The 17,304-nt window shown below is 51.4% G+C and carries 12 protein-coding genes; 6 read left to right on the forward strand and 6 right to left on the reverse strand.

Annotation, left to right across the window (positions count from 1 at the left end):
- Positions 1-26 precede the first annotated feature (26 nt).
- Positions 27-1,397, forward strand: a complete 1,371-nt coding sequence (locus tag HG66A1_RS14720) for a sulfatase (protein WP_145185245.1) — start codon at positions 27-29, stop codon at positions 1,395-1,397.
- 11 nt (positions 1,398-1,408) lie between these two features.
- Here HG66A1_RS14720 and HG66A1_RS14725 read toward each other — a convergent pair whose 3' ends face one another.
- Positions 1,409-1,930, reverse strand: a complete 522-nt coding sequence (locus tag HG66A1_RS14725; protein ID WP_145185248.1) for a leucine-rich repeat domain-containing protein — start codon at positions 1,928-1,930, stop codon at positions 1,409-1,411.
- Between the two features lie 176 nt (positions 1,931-2,106).
- On the opposite strand from HG66A1_RS14725, the gene HG66A1_RS14730 reads away from it, so the two are divergent.
- The 3 genes from HG66A1_RS14730 to HG66A1_RS14740 all read left to right on the forward strand — a co-directional run bounded on the left by HG66A1_RS14730 (position 2,107) and on the right by HG66A1_RS14740 (position 6,584).
- Positions 2,107-2,640 carry a peptide chain release factor family protein gene (locus tag HG66A1_RS14730; RefSeq protein WP_197997149.1) on the forward strand — a complete coding sequence of 178 codons (534 nt, stop codon included), beginning with the start codon at positions 2,107-2,109 and terminating at the stop codon, positions 2,638-2,640.
- A 154-nt stretch (positions 2,641-2,794) separates the two neighbouring features.
- Positions 2,795-4,207, forward strand: coding sequence for a DUF58 domain-containing protein (locus HG66A1_RS14735; protein ID WP_145185251.1), 1,413 nt, complete (start codon positions 2,795-2,797; stop codon positions 4,205-4,207).
- 58 nt (positions 4,208-4,265) lie between these two features.
- Positions 4,266-6,584, forward strand: a complete 2,319-nt coding sequence (locus HG66A1_RS14740; RefSeq protein ID WP_145185254.1) for a DUF3488 and DUF4129 domain-containing transglutaminase family protein — start codon at positions 4,266-4,268, stop codon at positions 6,582-6,584.
- Between the two features lie 62 nt (positions 6,585-6,646).
- Here HG66A1_RS14740 and HG66A1_RS14745 read toward each other — a convergent pair whose 3' ends face one another.
- The 5 genes from HG66A1_RS14745 to HG66A1_RS14765 all read right to left on the reverse strand — a co-directional run bounded on the left by HG66A1_RS14745 (position 6,647) and on the right by HG66A1_RS14765 (position 13,558).
- On the reverse strand, positions 6,647-7,756 hold the full coding sequence (locus HG66A1_RS14745) for an ABC transporter permease (RefSeq protein WP_145185257.1): 1,110 nt from the start codon (positions 7,754-7,756) through the stop codon (positions 6,647-6,649).
- A 65-nt stretch (positions 7,757-7,821) separates the two neighbouring features.
- Positions 7,822-8,808, reverse strand: coding sequence for an ABC transporter permease (locus HG66A1_RS14750; RefSeq protein ID WP_145185259.1), 987 nt, complete (start codon positions 8,806-8,808; stop codon positions 7,822-7,824).
- Between the two features lie 111 nt (positions 8,809-8,919).
- Positions 8,920-10,830: a peptide-binding protein gene (locus HG66A1_RS14755; protein ID WP_145185262.1), complete on the reverse strand. Its 1,911-nt coding sequence runs from the start codon at positions 10,828-10,830 to the stop codon at positions 8,920-8,922.
- A 246-nt stretch (positions 10,831-11,076) separates the two neighbouring features.
- Positions 11,077-11,487, reverse strand: a complete 411-nt coding sequence (locus HG66A1_RS14760) for a CAP domain-containing protein (RefSeq protein ID WP_197997150.1) — start codon at positions 11,485-11,487, stop codon at positions 11,077-11,079.
- Positions 11,488-11,695: 208 nt separating this feature from the next.
- Positions 11,696-13,558 carry an ABC transporter ATP-binding protein gene (locus HG66A1_RS14765; RefSeq protein ID WP_145185268.1) on the reverse strand — a complete coding sequence of 621 codons (1,863 nt, stop codon included), beginning with the start codon at positions 13,556-13,558 and terminating at the stop codon, positions 11,696-11,698.
- Positions 13,559-13,732: 174 nt separating this feature from the next.
- Between HG66A1_RS14765 and HG66A1_RS14770 the strand changes: the two genes are divergently transcribed.
- Together HG66A1_RS14770 and HG66A1_RS14775 are read left to right on the forward strand one after the other, a co-directional pair.
- Positions 13,733-14,680, forward strand: a complete 948-nt coding sequence (locus HG66A1_RS14770) for a glycosylase (RefSeq protein WP_232106840.1) — start codon at positions 13,733-13,735, stop codon at positions 14,678-14,680.
- Positions 14,681-14,696: 16 nt separating this feature from the next.
- Positions 14,697-17,294, forward strand: a complete 2,598-nt coding sequence (locus HG66A1_RS14775) for a DNA internalization-related competence protein ComEC/Rec2 (protein ID WP_197997151.1) — start codon at positions 14,697-14,699, stop codon at positions 17,292-17,294.
- Positions 17,295-17,304: the final 10 nt, after the last annotated feature.

The following is a 17,304-nucleotide window of genomic DNA, read 5'->3' on the forward strand; positions in this document are numbered from 1 at the left end:
TATACGATCAGAGAGAAAGCTCAACCATGAATGTGCTCAACCTGCTCCGCTATCTGTTTCCGGTATTTCTGGTTCTGATTATTGGAAACCAATCCCTTCAGGCTCAAAAGAGTCAGGCACGTCCCAATGTGCTGGTGATACTGGTAGACGATCTGGGATATGGCGATCTCAGCAGCTATGGTGCTACAGATCTCAAATCCCCTCACATTGATGCGCTGCTGAAACGGGGCATGAAATTCAATAATTTCTACGCCAACTGTCCGGTCTGCTCCCCTACCCGGGCAGCATTGCTCACGGGACGCTACCAGGACATGGTGGGGGTGCCCGGCGTTATCCGAACCCATCCGCAAAACAGCTGGGGTTATCTCGTCCCCTCGGCAGTTACCCTGGCCGATGTCTTTCAAGAGGCCGGTTATCACACAGGGATTGTGGGTAAATGGCATCTGGGGCTGGAAGCGCCCAATGTCCCGAATCAACGTGGATTTGATTTCTTTCGCGGTTTCCTGGGTGACATGATGGACGATTATTACCACCATCGACGCCACGATGTCAATTACATGCGATTCAACGAACAGCAGGTGGATCCGGAAGGGCACGCTACAGATCTGTTTACAGAATGGACCTGCGATTTCCTCAAGCAACAGGCACAAACGGAGCAACCCTTCTTTCTCTATCTGGCATATAATGCCCCGCATACTCCCATCCAACCGCCGGCTGACTGGCTCGAGAAAGTCAAACAGCGCGAAGCTGGTATCGACCCAGCCCGGGCTAAGCTGGTGGCACTGATCGAGCATCTGGATGCGGGTATCGGCGAGGTGGTGAAAACCCTGGATGAAACCGGATTAAGCGAGAATACCCTGGTCATCTTCAGTTCCGACAATGGTGGTCAGTTAAGTGTGGGAGCCAATAACGGCGATCTGCGTGATGGTAAACAGAGTATGTATGAAGGGGGCCTGAAAGTTCCCACGGGCATTGTCTGGAAAGGTCACATCTCACCGAATGTGGAAACCGATTTCATGGCGATGTCGATGGATCTGTTTCCTACCGTCTGTGAAGCCGCAGGCATCAAAGTTCCTGCAGGTTTGGACTCGGTCAGCATTCTGCCGACACTGGAGGGTAAGGCACAAACACCATTGCGAAAGCACTGGTTCTTCCGTCGACGTGAAGGGGGCAACCGTTATGGAGGAAAAACCATCGAAGCCGTTCGCAGTGGTGACTGGAAACTACTACAGAACAGTCCCTTCGCTCCGCTGGAACTTTACAATCTGAAAGCAGATCCCCTCGAGAAAGAGAATCTGGCGGAAAAGAACCGCAAGAAGTTCAATGAGCTTTCGACACTCCTACGTGCAGAAATTCAGCGATACGGCAGTGTTCCCTGGCAGAAACCACTCAAGTAAGTCGGACGAGCTTATTTATAAACCGTCGCGCCACCCAGATTGGATTTGAGGTCATCGATGGTCTGGGGCTTAATCACGGTTCCGTAGAGGAAGATTTTCTTCAGCTTGGGAAAACGGGTCAGTTTGCTGACTTCAGCATCGCTTACGCGTGTGTAAGACAGTTCCAGTGATTTCAGACGGGGGAGATCCTGAATCAATACCAGTCCCTTGTCCGTGAGATTGGTGCCGTGCAGGTTCAATGTTTCCAGATAAGGCAGATCTGACAGTTTCTGTAAGTCGATATTTTTCAGTTTGGCATTTGTCAGATCGATTTCCCGTACGGCAAAACCCGATTCCGGGATATCGGCGGCTGTCTCAATGGGGAGATCGCTATGGACTGGTACCACTTTTCCTCCCAGTTTCAGTACAAATTCTGTGGCTGCTTTGCTGTTGGAATCGCTTTTATTTCCACAGCCGGTGACGAGCAGGATTGTCAGACTGAATGCCAGTCCCCACACTAATTTGCTCGTGAATGTTTCTTGTGACCATTTCATGGCGTTTTTCCGTTTTCGGCTAAGATGTGGTTTCTGTCAAAAAATTCTAGAGAATTCTTTTACGGCCCATCTATAATGTATCATAAGACCGTGCATCATAATCGGTTGCAACCGATCTGTGAAGCTGGTCAGAGAAAACTCTCGACATCCCCTGACTCGAAAAGTGACCTATCAGAATGACATCTTCTTCCCCTGAACTGCTGGCGGATGAGATCCACCCCGCCTCGTTGGATCAGGATCTCTTACTGAAAGATTGCCAGATTCAAAATGTGCGACGCTCCGGTCCGGGTGGCCAGCATCGCAACAAGGTTGAAACTGGAGTAGTAATCAAGCATGTGCCCACGGGAGTCACCGCCGAAGCTTCGGAGAAGCGGCAACAGGGGCGGAACCGCTCAGTCGCTCTCTTTCGACTTCGCATCAATCTGGCGATTGATTGCCGGTTAAAGCACTTTGGAGAGGCTCCCTCCAAACTCTGGCAACGACGGATTCTTAACGGGACTGTGAAAGTCAATTCCGAACATGATGAGTTCCCGGCTTTGCTGGCAGAGTCCCTCGATGTTCTGACACACTTCCAGTTTGATCCCAAAGAAGCCAGTCTGTTTCTGGGCTGCACCTCTTCACAATTAATCAAGTTTCTAAAGAAGGAACCCCGGGCATTTGCCTGGCTGAATTCAAAGCGTCAGGCTGCGGGAATGCACGCCTTAAAATAGAGACGCGACCATCGATACATTTTAAGAACGCATAGAGCGCCCGGCTTCACTTGCATAGAACTTTGAATTCTGGCTGATAGAATGGAGACTGTTCCCGGATTCACCAGGACACGGCATCAAGACAAACCGACCCCCAGATAGCAACTGGCATTTTATGAAGCATTTTTTCCACCATGTATGGCAAAAACGGTCGCAAGTGGGGCCCTGGCTGTTTCTGATGCTGCTCTCGGGCATCATCTTCAAATACACCTATGATGCTCCCCTGACCCTGGGGCAGTTCCACCATAATCTGCCTCTGCTGCTCCGCGTAGTCGCGGTGGCCCTCTGTCTGTGGAGCATCTATCAGATCCTGATGGTCTTTTTTCCAGGACTGCAGAAATATCAGATCAAACGGATCGGACGCAACCGGGTCTCCCTGCCCCGGGACGGGATCGTCTATCTGTTAATGATGACAGTCCTGTTTGTGGGCTCCGTGCTCTCCCGGGAAAATATGCTGATGCTGGTCTTCGCGATGATGACCGGACCATTCGTCTTGAACGGCTGGATTACCTACAGCATGCTGAAACAGATTCAGCTGAAACGCTTGATTCCCCAGCGGGTCATGGTCGGGGAGACTTTCACCGCCGAAATCATACTGGAAAACAATAAAAAGGTACTCGCTGCCCATCTGATGGAAGTAACAGACGAAGTCATCAATGGAGATGACCAGTTAAGTCCGTCGGTTGTATTTCGCAGAGTCGGTCCTCGGCAGCAGGTATCTGCGCATTATTCTGCCAAACTCATGCGTCGGGGAATCTATGAATTTGGTCCCCTGCAGGTATCCACCCGCTATCCCCTGGGGCTCGTCAAGCGGGGGGCGGTCTTTTCCGAATTCAGTGAGTTGATTGTTCATCCGCAGATTGGTCGTCTGAGTTCACAATGGGCGGACGATTTCTTCTCGATTGCGGAAGTCGCGCAGCAGAGCCGCAGTCGAAAAGGCGTGTTTGATGACGAATTCAATCATATCCGTGAATATCGAACCGGCGACAGCCAGCGTGCGATTCACTGGAGGAGTTCCGCGCGCCTGGGTGAGTTGATGGTCCAGGAATACCACCAGAACCGCAATTACGACCTGATTATCGGCCTGGATCTGTGGTTACCTGCCTACCCGAGCGAGCAGCAGTCCGAACGCATGGAGTGGGCGATCAGTTTCATAGGCACCCTGTGCCGCGAACATTTACGCTACAGCCGCGACACGAAACTGACTCTGGTATCGCAAGGGAAAACCCTGGAAACGCTGGAAGTCGGCATCGGATCACAAGGGCTGGAATATCTGCTGGACTTTCTGGCGACGGTACAACCGGGAAAATCGACCGTCAAGAAGGAGTTTCCCAGACTGGTGGCTGAAGCCAGCACACCTCGTTCCCGCACTGTGCTGATTACGACACGCTGCGAACAGGACGTCCCCAAACGGGAACGTCTGCAGACCTGCTTTGAAGAGCCGGGTAACGAGCTCAGTGGTCAATGGAGACTGCTCGAGGCTGACCCCGAAATTCTTTCCCGCTGGTTGATTTTGGAAAACAGTTAACGAATTGATTGGTTGGTTGAAATAACGTTCCACCATTTCAGATAGAGAAGAATTACTGGTGAATTTAACTCTCATATTTCAGATCAGTGTCTACTGCCTCATCGCATTGTCCAGCTTCATGTTCATGCTGGCCGAAGGGGGCCTGTTTCCACAGCTGTTCACAATTCCTCTTGGGTTAATCACCCTGTTTTTCACCGATCGCTGGAACAAATTCAGCATGAGTCCGCTCTGGGCGAACATTCTGGGGCTCCTGGCGTTTCTGCTGGTGTGTGGCGAATTCTTTTCTGATATCGAAGGCCGCCTGCTGGCGGGGGCGCATTTCCTGGTCTACCTGACCTGGATCATCCTGCTGCAGAAAAAAGGGGACACCCAGTACTGGTGGTTGTTTGCGCTGGGATTCCTGCAGATCGCAGTCGGGGCGGTGCTCACCGAGTCCGGCTTCTATGGTATTCTGCTGGTCGTCTATCTGTTTCTGGCTTTCTGGACGCTCACCGTCTTCTCGATCTATCGCACCGATAAAACTTTTTCCAGTGAGCAGGCACCGACTCCCTTGCCTCGTACCTCGGTTGCTGCGAGTACTTCCTCCCCGTTTCACCGGCAGAGTCACGTACAGGACGGCATTCAGTCAGACCAGACACGCAAGTGGATCACGGCAGAATTTATCTGGTCCTCGATTGGCTGCTCCATCAGTGCGCTGATCATTTCCATGTGTTTCTTCCTGTTGATTCCGCGACTGTGGGTCAATCGTTCCTTCTTTAACAATGAGACTCTCGAAGCCGAAAAACGCCCCCTGGTGGGATTTGCTGAGAAAGTACAGCTAGGCGAAATGGGAGAAATTCTGGAAAGCTCTGAGCGAGTACTGGAACTGACGGTTTACGACAACCAGACCGAGGAACCGATTCCCGTTATGGAATTCGTCAGAATCCTGGGCATGGACGAGCCCCTGTTTCGCGGTGCGGTTCTTTCGACCTACGACAACGGCAGTTGGAGTCGGCTGCGCCGTCACTCCAACTGGCGGTTACTGAATTCGCAGGAACTGGAAATCAAAGACCTTTACCGGCAGGAAATGGTAATGGAGTCGATCGGGACTAATGTTCTGTTCGTACTGCAACCAATCGTGGGCATGGACATGCTTAGTAAAACCGAAAATACATTGAATCTTGATACGCTGGAGATCCGTCAGACCCACCCCCCTGAAGTGGATGGGAACACCAAATACAATGTCTTTACCGCCAAGGATCTGGATCAGAATATTCTGATGAATCAGCTCGATAATGAAGAGGTCTACCTGGACTTACCTCGCAAAGATTTAAGGCGGCTGATTCAGTACACAAAGAAGCTGATCGCCGAGCAACCTGAGTTGAAGACGAATCTGGCTAAGGCAAAGTTTCTGGAATCGCATTTACGCGATTCCGGTGAATTCAGCTATACACTCAACATGTCGATCGTGGATCCGGAAATCGATCCCGTGGAAGACTTCCTGTTTAATCGCAAATCAGGACATTGTGAATATTACGCATCAACACTGGCACTGATGTTACGTGCGATTGATATTCCCACGCGAGTAATCAGTGGTTTCAAAGGGGGAGATTCCAGTTATCTTTCGAACCAGTTTGAGGTTCAACAGCGTTATGCCCATTCGTGGGTTGAAGCGTTTCTGGACGGCAAATGGATCACCATGGACGCCACTCCCAGCCTGGAACGGGCAGAGATGGTTGCCCAAAGTGCGCCCTCCCTGGGAAGCTGGAAAGGCATGTCGAAATTCTTCAGCCAGTTCTGGTCTGATTATGTGATTGGAGTCTCTTTTCAGCGGCAGAAAGCGACCTTCTACGACCCCCTGCTTCGGGCTGGTAAGAAAATCGGAAACCGTCTACTCGATATTCGAACAACGACCGTCAGTATGTTTCAGTCCATCAAGAAGTTCCTCTCTTCCCCCCGTCGCTGGTTCAGCTGGGAAGGTGCGGCCGCTGTCTTCATTATTGCCGGTCTGTTCTTTGCTCTGAAATGGTTATGCCAGGTCATGATTCGTCTGATCCGTAAATTACTGGCCAGAAATCAGGACGAGGAAAGTAAAATGCGTTCTGCCCAGATTGCATTTTATGAACGGTTCCAGAAACTGCTGGCCAGTAAAGGCTTGATTCGTAAACAGACAGAGACTCAGCAGGAATTCTCTCATCACGTGAAAGTAGACCTGAAGCAGGAACTGACTCAGGCGCAACTCAGCGAATATCCGGAAGAAATCTCCCGACTGTATTATCAGGTCCGCTACGGAAATCATCCCCTGGAACCGGAGCAGTCTGCAGAGATCGACCAGAAGCTGACGACACTCGAATCTGCATTGCTGGAACAGAAAGAGGGTTCCGCAGTTGCAAAGTAGCGTGTTCTCCACGCTTCATTGATCCTGTATAGAAGAATTCTCTACAGGAAACAGACTCAGGTTCAGGCATCCCGCAGTCGGGGATCTGAAGCTTCCTGCAGTCCTTCGCCGATCAGGTTATATGCCAGTACGGCCATAAAAATCGCCATCCCCGGGAAGAAGATTAACCACCACATCTGCAGGTTCTGCCGCCCCATATTCAGCAGTGTTCCCCAGCTGGGATTTGGGGGAGGTGCTCCAAATCCCAGGAAGCTCAGTCCGCTTTCAATCAGAATGGCGGCGGCAATTCCAAAGGTGATGGGAACCAGAACCGGTGCCAGCGAGTTGGGCAGGATATAGCGAAAGATGATACGAAACTGTCCAACCCCGGTGGTCTTCGCGGCCAGGACGAAATCGCTTTCTCGCAGTTTCATGAATTCAGCGCGTGCCAGTCGGGCAATACCAGTCCAGCCGGTACAGCCGATAATGGCCATCATATGCCAGATAGTGGGCGCATCGATGATAGCAATGATCGCCAGAATCAGGATTAATGTTGGAATGCACATCACAACCTCGATGACCCGGCTGAGCACCATGTCGAGGCCTTTTCCATAAAAACCAGCCAGTGCGCCGACAATGATTCCAATGACTCCCGCAATGCCCATCGAGACGAAACCCACGGACAAGGCGATCGTGGTTCCGTGGACCATCTGCGCGAAGACATCCACACCCCGTTGGTCGGTACCAAACCAGTTACGCAAACTGGGTTTCCCGTTGTCCTGGGTGGGATTACCCGGCATTCCCTTCCATTCGTCGTCATACACGCGGCGATAAGGATCCTGATAGACCAGTGGCCAGATCGCCCAGCTGTCGGGATCTTTCGCTTTCAGGTTTTCCGGGTAGCGGTTGCGAAAGCGGTCTTTGTAGAAGATCGGGTTTTCCCATTCGCGGCGGAAGTAGCCCATCGCGGGAAAGTAAATGTGACCTTTGTATTTACAGATGATCGGTTTGGTCCCGGCAATCGCAGGAGCAAAGACCGCTACCATGCAGAGAAAGCCGATGTAGATCAGAGCGATCATCGCCATTTTGCGATGTTTGAAACGCTGCCAGGTCTCAGCCCAGAAACTGGGTGACTTTTTGACCTTCTTCGGTGCAGTGACATTATTCTGGTCAGTGTCAGATTTCTGTTGCATGATGAGTAATGACTTTAAGAGAAATCAGTTTCAGATATAAACCATGGTTGAGTACAGAAGCCGCATCAGTGATCAGAGATTTTGACCCGGGGGTCAGCCATCGCGTAGAAGATGTCGGCCATAAGTTGTCCTGCCAGAGTCAGGATCGCAAACATCAGTGTCAAACCCATGATCGTCGGGTAATCCCGTTCCAGAATGGATTCAAAATAAAGCTGTCCCATGCCGGGCCAGCTGAAGATCCGCTCGATAATCACTGAGCCTCCCAGCAGCGAGGGAAGTGTCAGTCCAATGAGAGTCACCAGCGGAATAAATGTATTGCGGAAAGCATGTCTGACGAGAACATTCACGGGGCCCAGGCCCTTGGCGCGAGCCGTGCGGATGTAATCCTGTCTCAACACTTCGTGCATATTCGCCCGAATGAACCGGCTGTAATACGCGAGACTGCCATAGGTGTAGCAGATAATCGGCATGATGGCGTGCAGGAAAATATCCCAGACCTGCTGGATCGTCGACATCGAGCTGTAGTTATCGCTCTTCATGCCATACAGAGGCAGCCAGCCCAGTTTGTTGGCCAGATAGATCTGCAGAAACAGAGCCGCTACGAAACTGGGGAACGAATACAGCATATACAGAATCGTGCCGATGGTTCGTTCGTCGAGATGCCCCTGACGCGCCGAGGAATACAGGCCCATTGGAATGGCCAGCAGATAGGTTAACAGCAGTGAGCTCACCGAGAGAATCAGTGTCGGTCCGATTCGTTCGCTGATCAGACGGGTGACCGGTTGCTTGCGGGAAATGGAGCGCCCCAGATCGAGACGGCAGACATTACTCACCCACAAAACATACGCCTGAGGCCAGGGTTTATCCAGCCCGTAGGCTTTTTCCATTCGTTCACGGTCTGCCTCACTCAATTCCTTGCCGGGGTCGATCATCGCCATGGCATTGGAGAGAGGCGTTCCCGGCATGTTACGAATCAGGCCGAAGATGATAAACGTAATCAGCGTGAGTGTGACTAACCCGATGAGGAGCCTTCGCACGAGGTAACTGAACATGCTATTGAATCAATCCATTATCAGAATCAACAAAAACAGTAGCATTCGCTCCGCCACAGGCTGAGCAGACTCTCAGCCTGTGATGAATCGAATCAGAGCAGCGTACGATGACTATTTCTCGACCGGTTTCCAGAGACTGCTGAAACCGGGACCGTACCCATAAGGACCACGGGGGCTGAAGACATAGCCTCTCAGGTCTTTATTGAAGCCGTAGAAGGAGTTGCGGTAGTAGAGCCAGGTGTAAGGCTGATCTTCATACAGAATCTTATGGATTTCTCCATAGATTTTTGCACGCTTGTCCTTATCAAATTCCCGACGCCCCTCTTCGAACAGTTTGTCGACTTTCGGGTTAGAATACTGTCCGTAGTTACGGCCTTCCCCTGTTTTCCAGAGGTTCATGCCGGTATCAGGGTCGGTGCCGGTTCCCCAGCCACCGAACATGGCCTGGAACTGATGTTTGCGGGCTTTATCCTGCATCACGGTGAATTCTGTCGCTTTGACCTCACAGATAATCCCGATCTGGTCGAGGTTCTCCTTGAGGAGCGTACAGATGGAAAGTGACAGAGGTCGGCTGGCAGTCATAATGGTGAAGCGGAATGGAATCGTTTTACCGTCGAATTCTTTATCGCGGATCCCGTCTCCGTCATGGTCGATCCAGCCAGCTTCGTCGAGCAGCTGTTCGGCTTTCTTCAGGTCCTGGTGAAACGGTTTCGTCATCGGCTTAGGCGACATCCAGGCCGTTTCATGAAAAATACCAGTACAGGGCTGATAGAGTCCGTAGCAGAGTTCATCCAGCATTTCCTGATGATTGAAAGCATAGGACATCGCGGTACGCACTTTCTTATCCTGGAAGAACAGCGTTTCGCAGTTCCAGCCAAAATAGAAGTAGACCCATTCCAGTCCACTGGCTTTGGTGCAGACATCATAGAAATCTTTCCCATCCGTCTGGGTTTTCCAGAGTTCGGGATTCAGAGCCATTTCGTCGATCTCGCCATTTTTCAGAGCGAGCAGCGCCGTGTTGGGATCTTCAATAATTCGCAGGCGAACACGTTCGAAGTAAGGCCGACTGCGAACCTGTTTGCCGTCCTGCATGTACCAGCCTTCCCGGCGTTTGAGCAGGATCTCCTGTCCACGAACCCGTTTTTCGTATTCGTAAGGGCCGCCGGTGACCGGGCTGTTCTCGTACTTGACGTGATATTCGCTGTCCTGCAGCGTGGGGTCGCTATCCAGTTCTTTGGAGTAGATATGTTTCGGAATAATCGGGAAGTTCAAGTTCCAGACGTTGGTCGGCAGTGCTTCTTTATGAAAGAAGACCAGTGTCTGATCGTCGTAAGCTTCGATCCAGCGGATCTGGTCGGTTCCCGAACGAACAGCGGGCACCGGGACGTCCGGATTCATGATAGTCTTGAAAGAAAAGACAATGTCGTGAGCGGTAATCGGTTCGCCGTCTGACCAGGTCAGGTCGTCCCGCATCACTACTTTGTCGTACTTCTTATCTTTACTGGTCTGCCAGGAAACGACAGTGTCAGCGACAGCAAAGGGACGGAAGTTCCAGTCGAAACTAAACAGTCCAAACCCGGTTAAGGAACCCACTTCGAATTCGACCGCGGAGCTGCCCATGATAGGGTTGGTGCTTTTCATGTCCGCACCAACGTGGCGGTTGATGGTTGCGCCCCAGTCAACCTGTTCGTCATTTTCAGGCAGACGTCCCAGGGCACTCAGAATCTTTTCATTGTTTTCCTGGGTGTCATTTTTCAGTTTCAGAGCTTCTTCTACAGAGACCAGAGGTTTTTCCTTACTCTGTCGCTCACGCATCAGCTCGAGACTGTCGAGCACCGGCTGTTCTTCCCATTCTACTTTTTCATCCAGTTCCGCCAGTGACGGGGCATCGAATGGCTCGAGCAGAGGCTCTGATTTCACAGCTTCTTCTGGGGTTTCGGGAGCAGGTCCGGGGCAACCCGTCAGGAAGAAGGTGAGTAAAATAGTCAAAAGCAATCGATTCAGCGTGGATGAGTAGTACATGGATATTCCTTCAATTACTCCATTGGATCGTCGGGAAAATCTCGGGTGGATTCAATCGGGGTTCAGATCACTGCGAAACAGGTTCTGCGAGCTATTTGTAGTAGATTGTGGCAGACTCTGTCAAATAGAACAAGGCTGATTCTGGTTTTAAAGGCAAGTTGCGTTTAGACTTACCATCAACCAAAATCAGCCTGATTCAGTGAAAATTCAAATTGTCATCCCGTAAACGGGATCAGGGGGTGAATCCTATTTGAAAACTCCCACCCAGTAGTGTTGTCCATTGCGGATCATATATCCGAAGCCCACCTGCGATCCGGTCAGCATGATCGAATGGTGTGCGGGTGATGCAATCCAGCCATTGACGGCAGCTGCTGCTGAGGTCGGTCCCTGGAAGATGATTTCCGGCCAGGGAAGGTTGCTGTGCTGATAGTATCCGGTGTCGGCCATCCAGGTGGCATGTTCCTGAGCTTGCAGGCACATTTTGGTATTCAGTGTCAGGGCAGGCATGCCATTACGGGCACGTTCCTGGTTGTGAAGTTCGAGCAGTCGCTGAATGGTAGGATGTTTGATCAACCAGTCATGCTCTCCCTCTTTCTTTTCTTTCTCCTCAGAAAAAGCCGGCTGAATCAACAGCAGGCACATTAGACTTGCAAACACGACTCTCCATAATGGTCTTATAGTCATAATCCCTTTTCCTAGTCCTTCCCTATAGGATGTTAAGATGTGGGGCCGGCGAAAACTTTGACGGTCCCGTAACCTGAAGGGCAAGGTTAGCAACGGCAAAACGGCCGGTCTACTGTTCGGAAAGGGGAAAATTCAGAACTCGGATCATATTGAAGAATCCACATATCATTGAGCGTTGGCGCTACGAATTCTGCTTTTTTCTATGTTCAACCCGGAGCCGGATTTGCGCCAAGTCATCAGTAGGCACTGATTCGATGAGACGTTTTGTATAGTCCTGCTGTGGGGCCTGATAAATCAGTTCTGAGGGGCCCAGTTCGACGAGTTTTCCCTGATTCATCACTGCCATCATGTCTGACATGAATTTCACCACACTCAAATCGTGGCTGATAAAAATGTAAGTCAGGTGATGCTGTTCCTGTAGATCTTTGAGCAGATTCAGCACCTGCGCCTGCACGGAAACATCGAGGGCCGAAACAGATTCATCACAGATAATGAACTCTGGCTCGACCGCCAGTGCCCGGGCAATCGAGATGCGCTGACGCTGACCGCCGGAGAATTCATGCGGATAGCGATCCAGATAATCAACCGTTAACCCGACCTCTTCCAGCAGTGCAGCAGCACGATCGCGCCGGTCCTGTTTGGAGCTTCCCAGATTGTGCGCGATCATCGATTCGGTAATGATCGTCGAGATCATCATGCGGGGGTTGAGTGAACTGTAGGGATCCTGAAAAATGATCTGCACTTTACGTCGAAACGGTTTTCTGCCCGAACGACTCATGTGCGCCAGATCATTCCCCTCGAGTAGAATTTTCCCATGCGAAACTGGTGCCAGGCCCACGATGGCTTTGCCGGTTGTCGTTTTTCCACAGCCGGACTCGCCTACCAGTCCCAGTGTCTGCCCACGATAGATATTCAATGAGATGCCATCGACGGCACGCACATGGTCGACTGTGCGACGTAATACTCCGCTTTTAATCGGGTAATGCACGTGCAAATCATCGAGACTTAAAATCGGTTTCTCGCCGTCCTGGACACATTCCGATTCGGGAAGATTCTGCACCGTGTCCCACTGATAACCCATCGACTCCAGTTCGCTCCGCGGATGCAGCAGGCGGGGACGACCGTGAGTCGTCAACTCGAGAAAGCGGCTTTCATCGAACTTTTTTTCCTCAATCCGGTATTCGCCGGGTGAGGTTTCTTCGAAATCCATAAAGTCAGAAACGGTAGGCAACCGCTTAAAGGAAGTATCGAGTGCCGGACGACAGGCAAGCAACCCTTTGGTATAGGGATGCTCTGCATTTTCGAAGATCTCCATCACGGGTTTGTATTCCACCAGTTTCCCACGAAACATGACGGCCACATCGTCGGCGATTTCCGCGATCACTCCCAGATCGTGGGTGATGAACAGTACCGACATGCCCCGCTCATCCCGCAGTTTGCGAATCAAATTCAGAATCTGTGCCTGAATGGTCACGTCGAGGGCGGTTGTGGGTTCGTCGGCGATCAACAGTTCCGGGTTACAACTCAGGGCCATCGCGATCATCACGCGTTGCTTCTGACCGCCTGACATTTCGTGTGGATAACTCGAAAAACGTCGCTCCGGTTCCAGGATTCCGACTTCGTGAAACAGTTCGATGGTCCGCTGCTTTGCCTCAGCCTGACTGACCTTCTGGTGCAACATGATGGCTTCCATCACCTGCTTGCCGACCCGGAAAACCGGATTCAAAGAAGTGCCCGGTTCCTGGAAAATCATGCTGATTTCACGGCCGCGAATCTTGCGCATCTCGGGATCGGGGAGCTTGACCAGATCTTTTCCCAGGAAGGAAATTGAACCGCCATCAATTTTCGCAGCGGTATCGGGGAGCAGTTTCATGATCGACAGCGAAGTCACCGACTTGCCGGACCCCGATTCTCCCACCAGCCCCAGTGTTTTCCCCTTTTCAATATGAATGGTCAGATCTTCGACCGCTTTGACTACGCCACGATTGGTGTGAAAGTAGGTCTTTAGTCCCTGGATATCGAGCAAAGCGGCAGACTCTGTCATGGGATTTCCTCTTGAAATCTATGGCATCATATGGGGAATCATCAGGCGGATCCGATTTCCGCAACCACGCTTTTGTAATTTCAAAAGCGATCTGCGTATAATAGCGAAACTCCGAGGAGTTGGCAGTGGAAACACAAGAAACCTGACGATTGTAGGAAAATGAATCGAATCACAATGAAACGCACTCTGACTGTAATCTTTTCTGTCCTGTTCTTTCAAGCCCTGATCGTTTCTCTGCGGGTGCAGACACTCAGTGCAGAAGAGATCACATTTCCCGATGAACTCACAAAATTCGTCCCTTATCAGCACAATCCAATCTTCGAGGCCCAGGGGCCTGGACACTGGGATGTCAAAATCCGTGAACGTGGGTGGATCATGCCGGAGGGGGATCTGTATCACCTCTGGTTTACGGGTTATGACGGCAGCCGGGAAGGCCTGAAAAAGCTGGGCTATGCCTGGTCCTATGATGGCATCCACTGGACCCGTTCTCCCTGTAATCCGATTTACGAGAAACACTGGGTTGAAGATATGATGGTCCTCAAACATGACGGGACCTATCACATGTTCGCGGAAGGCAAGAACGACATTGCCCAGCACCTGGTATCGACTGACGCTGTGAACTGGAAGCGGGTCGGTGCTCTAGACGTTCGGCTGAGTAACGGAAAACCGATTCCGGAGGGGCCCTATGGAACCCCGGTTGTCTGGCGTGAAAATGATCAATGGTACCTGTTTTATGAGCGACGGGACGCCGGCATCTGGCTGGCGACTTCTCCCGACATGAAAGTCTGGACCAATGTGAACAACGATCAGCCGGTGATGGTGCCTGGCCCGGGAAAATACGATCAGAAAATGATCGCCATGAATCAGCTGATTAAGCATCATGGAACCTATTACATGGTGTTCCACGGGACAGCGGCGGCCAGAAAACCCTCTCTCTGGACGACAAATCTGGCGGCTTCTAAAGATCTGCTGAACTGGGTCAAATATCCAGGGAATCCCCTCACCAGACCGGAAGCCAATCAGTCCAGTGGACTGTTAATACCGGATGGAGAGCGTTTCCGCTTCTACACGATGCATGGTCAGGTCGATCTGCATCTGCCCGAAAATTCAAAATCGGAATGAATCAGGACAGCAACTCATGAGCAATTCTTCTCTGGAAAGACCGTCGGTCACTACAGAGAAGGATCGCGAAGTGAACCGTTTTCCCCGTTCGCCTGCCCTGACAGTTCTGCTGGTATTTGCCGGCGGGATTGTAACGGATGCCTTTTATCCACTTCCGCTGGGTGACTGGATCTGGTTCAGCGGGCTGGCGTCACTGCTGTGGTGTGTTGCCTGTTACCAGCGGCGATTTGCCATTTCGGGGTGTCTGTTACTCATCTCGCTATTCTGTATGGGAGGACTACGGCATCATGTTTTCTGGTACAGTCATGCACCGGATCATATCAGCCGGATATTTGATGACGGACTGACTACAGACGAAACAAGCAAACTGGTGCGAGTGACAGGCATCGTCAGCACGATGCCTGTCACAGAAATCGCGGATGGGGATGAACAGTATAATCCTGACACCCCTCAGCAAAGGACAATGCTCGTACTCGCGTGCCGGAAGATTGATACAGGGCAAAATCAGTTTCCGGTCTCCGGAAAAATACAGGTCTCAATTTATGAACCAGCCACGCCGGGACGATCGGTTCCCTTTTCACTGGGCGATACTGTCACCGTCTGCGGGAAATTAACCCCTGTCAGTGGTAAACTGAATCCACAGGATTTTGACTTCAGCCAATATTACCGCAAACGACAGATCGAAGCCCGTCTGTCGGTAAAATTTTCAGAAGCGGTGAGCGTTATCACCCCCAGTGCTCGCTGGTCATGGAGTTCTTTTCGTCAAACACTGCGCCAAAAAGTCAGAGACAATATCATTCAGCAGACGTCAGGAGAAACTCAAGGGATCGCCCTGGCATTGATGCTGGGAGACCGATCGGAATTGCGTCCTGAAACTCAGCAGAAGTTCAGTCGCTCCGGATTGGTGCATTTCCTCGCGATTTCTGGGCTCCATATCGGTTTTTTCAGCCTGTTTGTCTGGAGCTTCTGCCATGTGTTAAACCTGCCTCGCAAGGTGGCCTTTGGACTTCTGGTGCTGGCGATTGGCTTTTATCTTTCCATTATTGAAATCCGACCTCCGGTATTGCGTGCGGCTTTCTTTTGTCTCCTGGCCGTTCTAGGACTGATCAACTGGCGCACAATAACCACAGTAAATCTGGTCTGTATTACTGCATTGGTGATTCTGATCATCAATCCCACAGACTTGTTTGACCCGGGAACGCAATTGTCGTTTCTCGCCGTTGCCGCCATTTTGTGGACCGTACAACAGGACTTCTACAGCAAGCCGTTCGCACAATCCTGGATTCCGTTACGCTGGCGTATTCTGGCAGAAGACCCGGTTCTGCAGACACCGTTGCACAAGGTCCTGATCCGACTGTTCCGTATGTTTTACAGCGTTTTTCTGGTTACATTGATGATCTGGCTGCTGACGGCACCGCTGGTCATGTATTATTTCAACCTGCTGGCTCCGATCGGATTGCTGATCAATACCCTGGTATTTCCGTTCCTGTTTCTCGTGTTGCTGTTGGGATACCTGCTGATCTTCGCAGGACCGATTCTACCCTGGGGAACATCCCTGTTTGGCTACTGCTTCAACAGCAGCTTGCAACTGTTATTGTCACTAGTTGATTTCGCATCACAGATTCCCGGCGGCCACTATGAGTTACCGTCTCCCCCGGTCTGGTGGCTGATTAGTTATTATTTGCTCATTTTACTGGCCGTTCTTCCGGTAAGAGTAACTGCTGATCTATTTTCGCCTGCGTGGTTACGAAAGATCCGACTGTCACTCGTCCCCTGCTGGGTAGTGGGGGGACTGATTTTCCCTATTGTCAACCACGCTGAACCCGCATTGAAATGTACGATCATCGCCGTTCATCACGGTGCGGCAATCCTGATTGAATCCCCGGCTGGTCCCACCGTACTCTATGATGCCGGTTCGCTGGCGCCGGTCGAAGGAACCAGTGAAATTATCCGCAAAACGCTGTTGGCGCACGGCATCCGTCGCGCCGACCTGCTCTTGCTCTCGCATGCAGACAAGGATCATTACAACGCGGCATCCCGTCTGCTTGAGCGGGGGTATGTCAGAGAACTGGCCTTCCCGAAGTCATTCCTGGACCACCGTCAGGCAGGTACGATTGAATTAAGCGAACTGGCGGAAGACGAAGGGTTACCGATGACGCTGGTCGGCAGAGGCGATCAGCTGGATCTTGGGGCAGGCGTTACAATCCAGGTTCTGCATCCAGGCAACGCGCAGACTTTCGAAGAAGATAATGCCGCCAGTCTGACGGTGCTGGTTTCCTATCAAGGTAGAAGGATTTTGTTGACTGGTGATCTGGAAGGAGATGGATTACAGGCACTGCTTGCGCAGGAGTCGCCCGGGACAATTGATGTACTTCTCTCCCCGCATCACGGCAGCCTGACAGCGAACACACGGGAGTTGGCAGAATGGGCCCATCCGGACTACGTGATTGTGAGTGGGGGCAAACCACAGACAATTGGCCAGCTACAGCAGGTCTATGCGCTACAAACCAGGGTTTATGCCACCTCAACCCACGGCGCCCTGACCTGCTCCATCAGCCATGATGGGAAAGTTTCAGTCACTTCCTATCGAACGCAGCGTCGTTTGTTGCGGTGAAATTCGGATC

It is taken from the genome of Gimesia chilikensis (assembly GCF_007744075.1).
In the GTDB taxonomy this organism is placed as follows: Bacteria; Planctomycetota; Planctomycetia; order Planctomycetales; family Planctomycetaceae; genus Gimesia; species Gimesia chilikensis_A.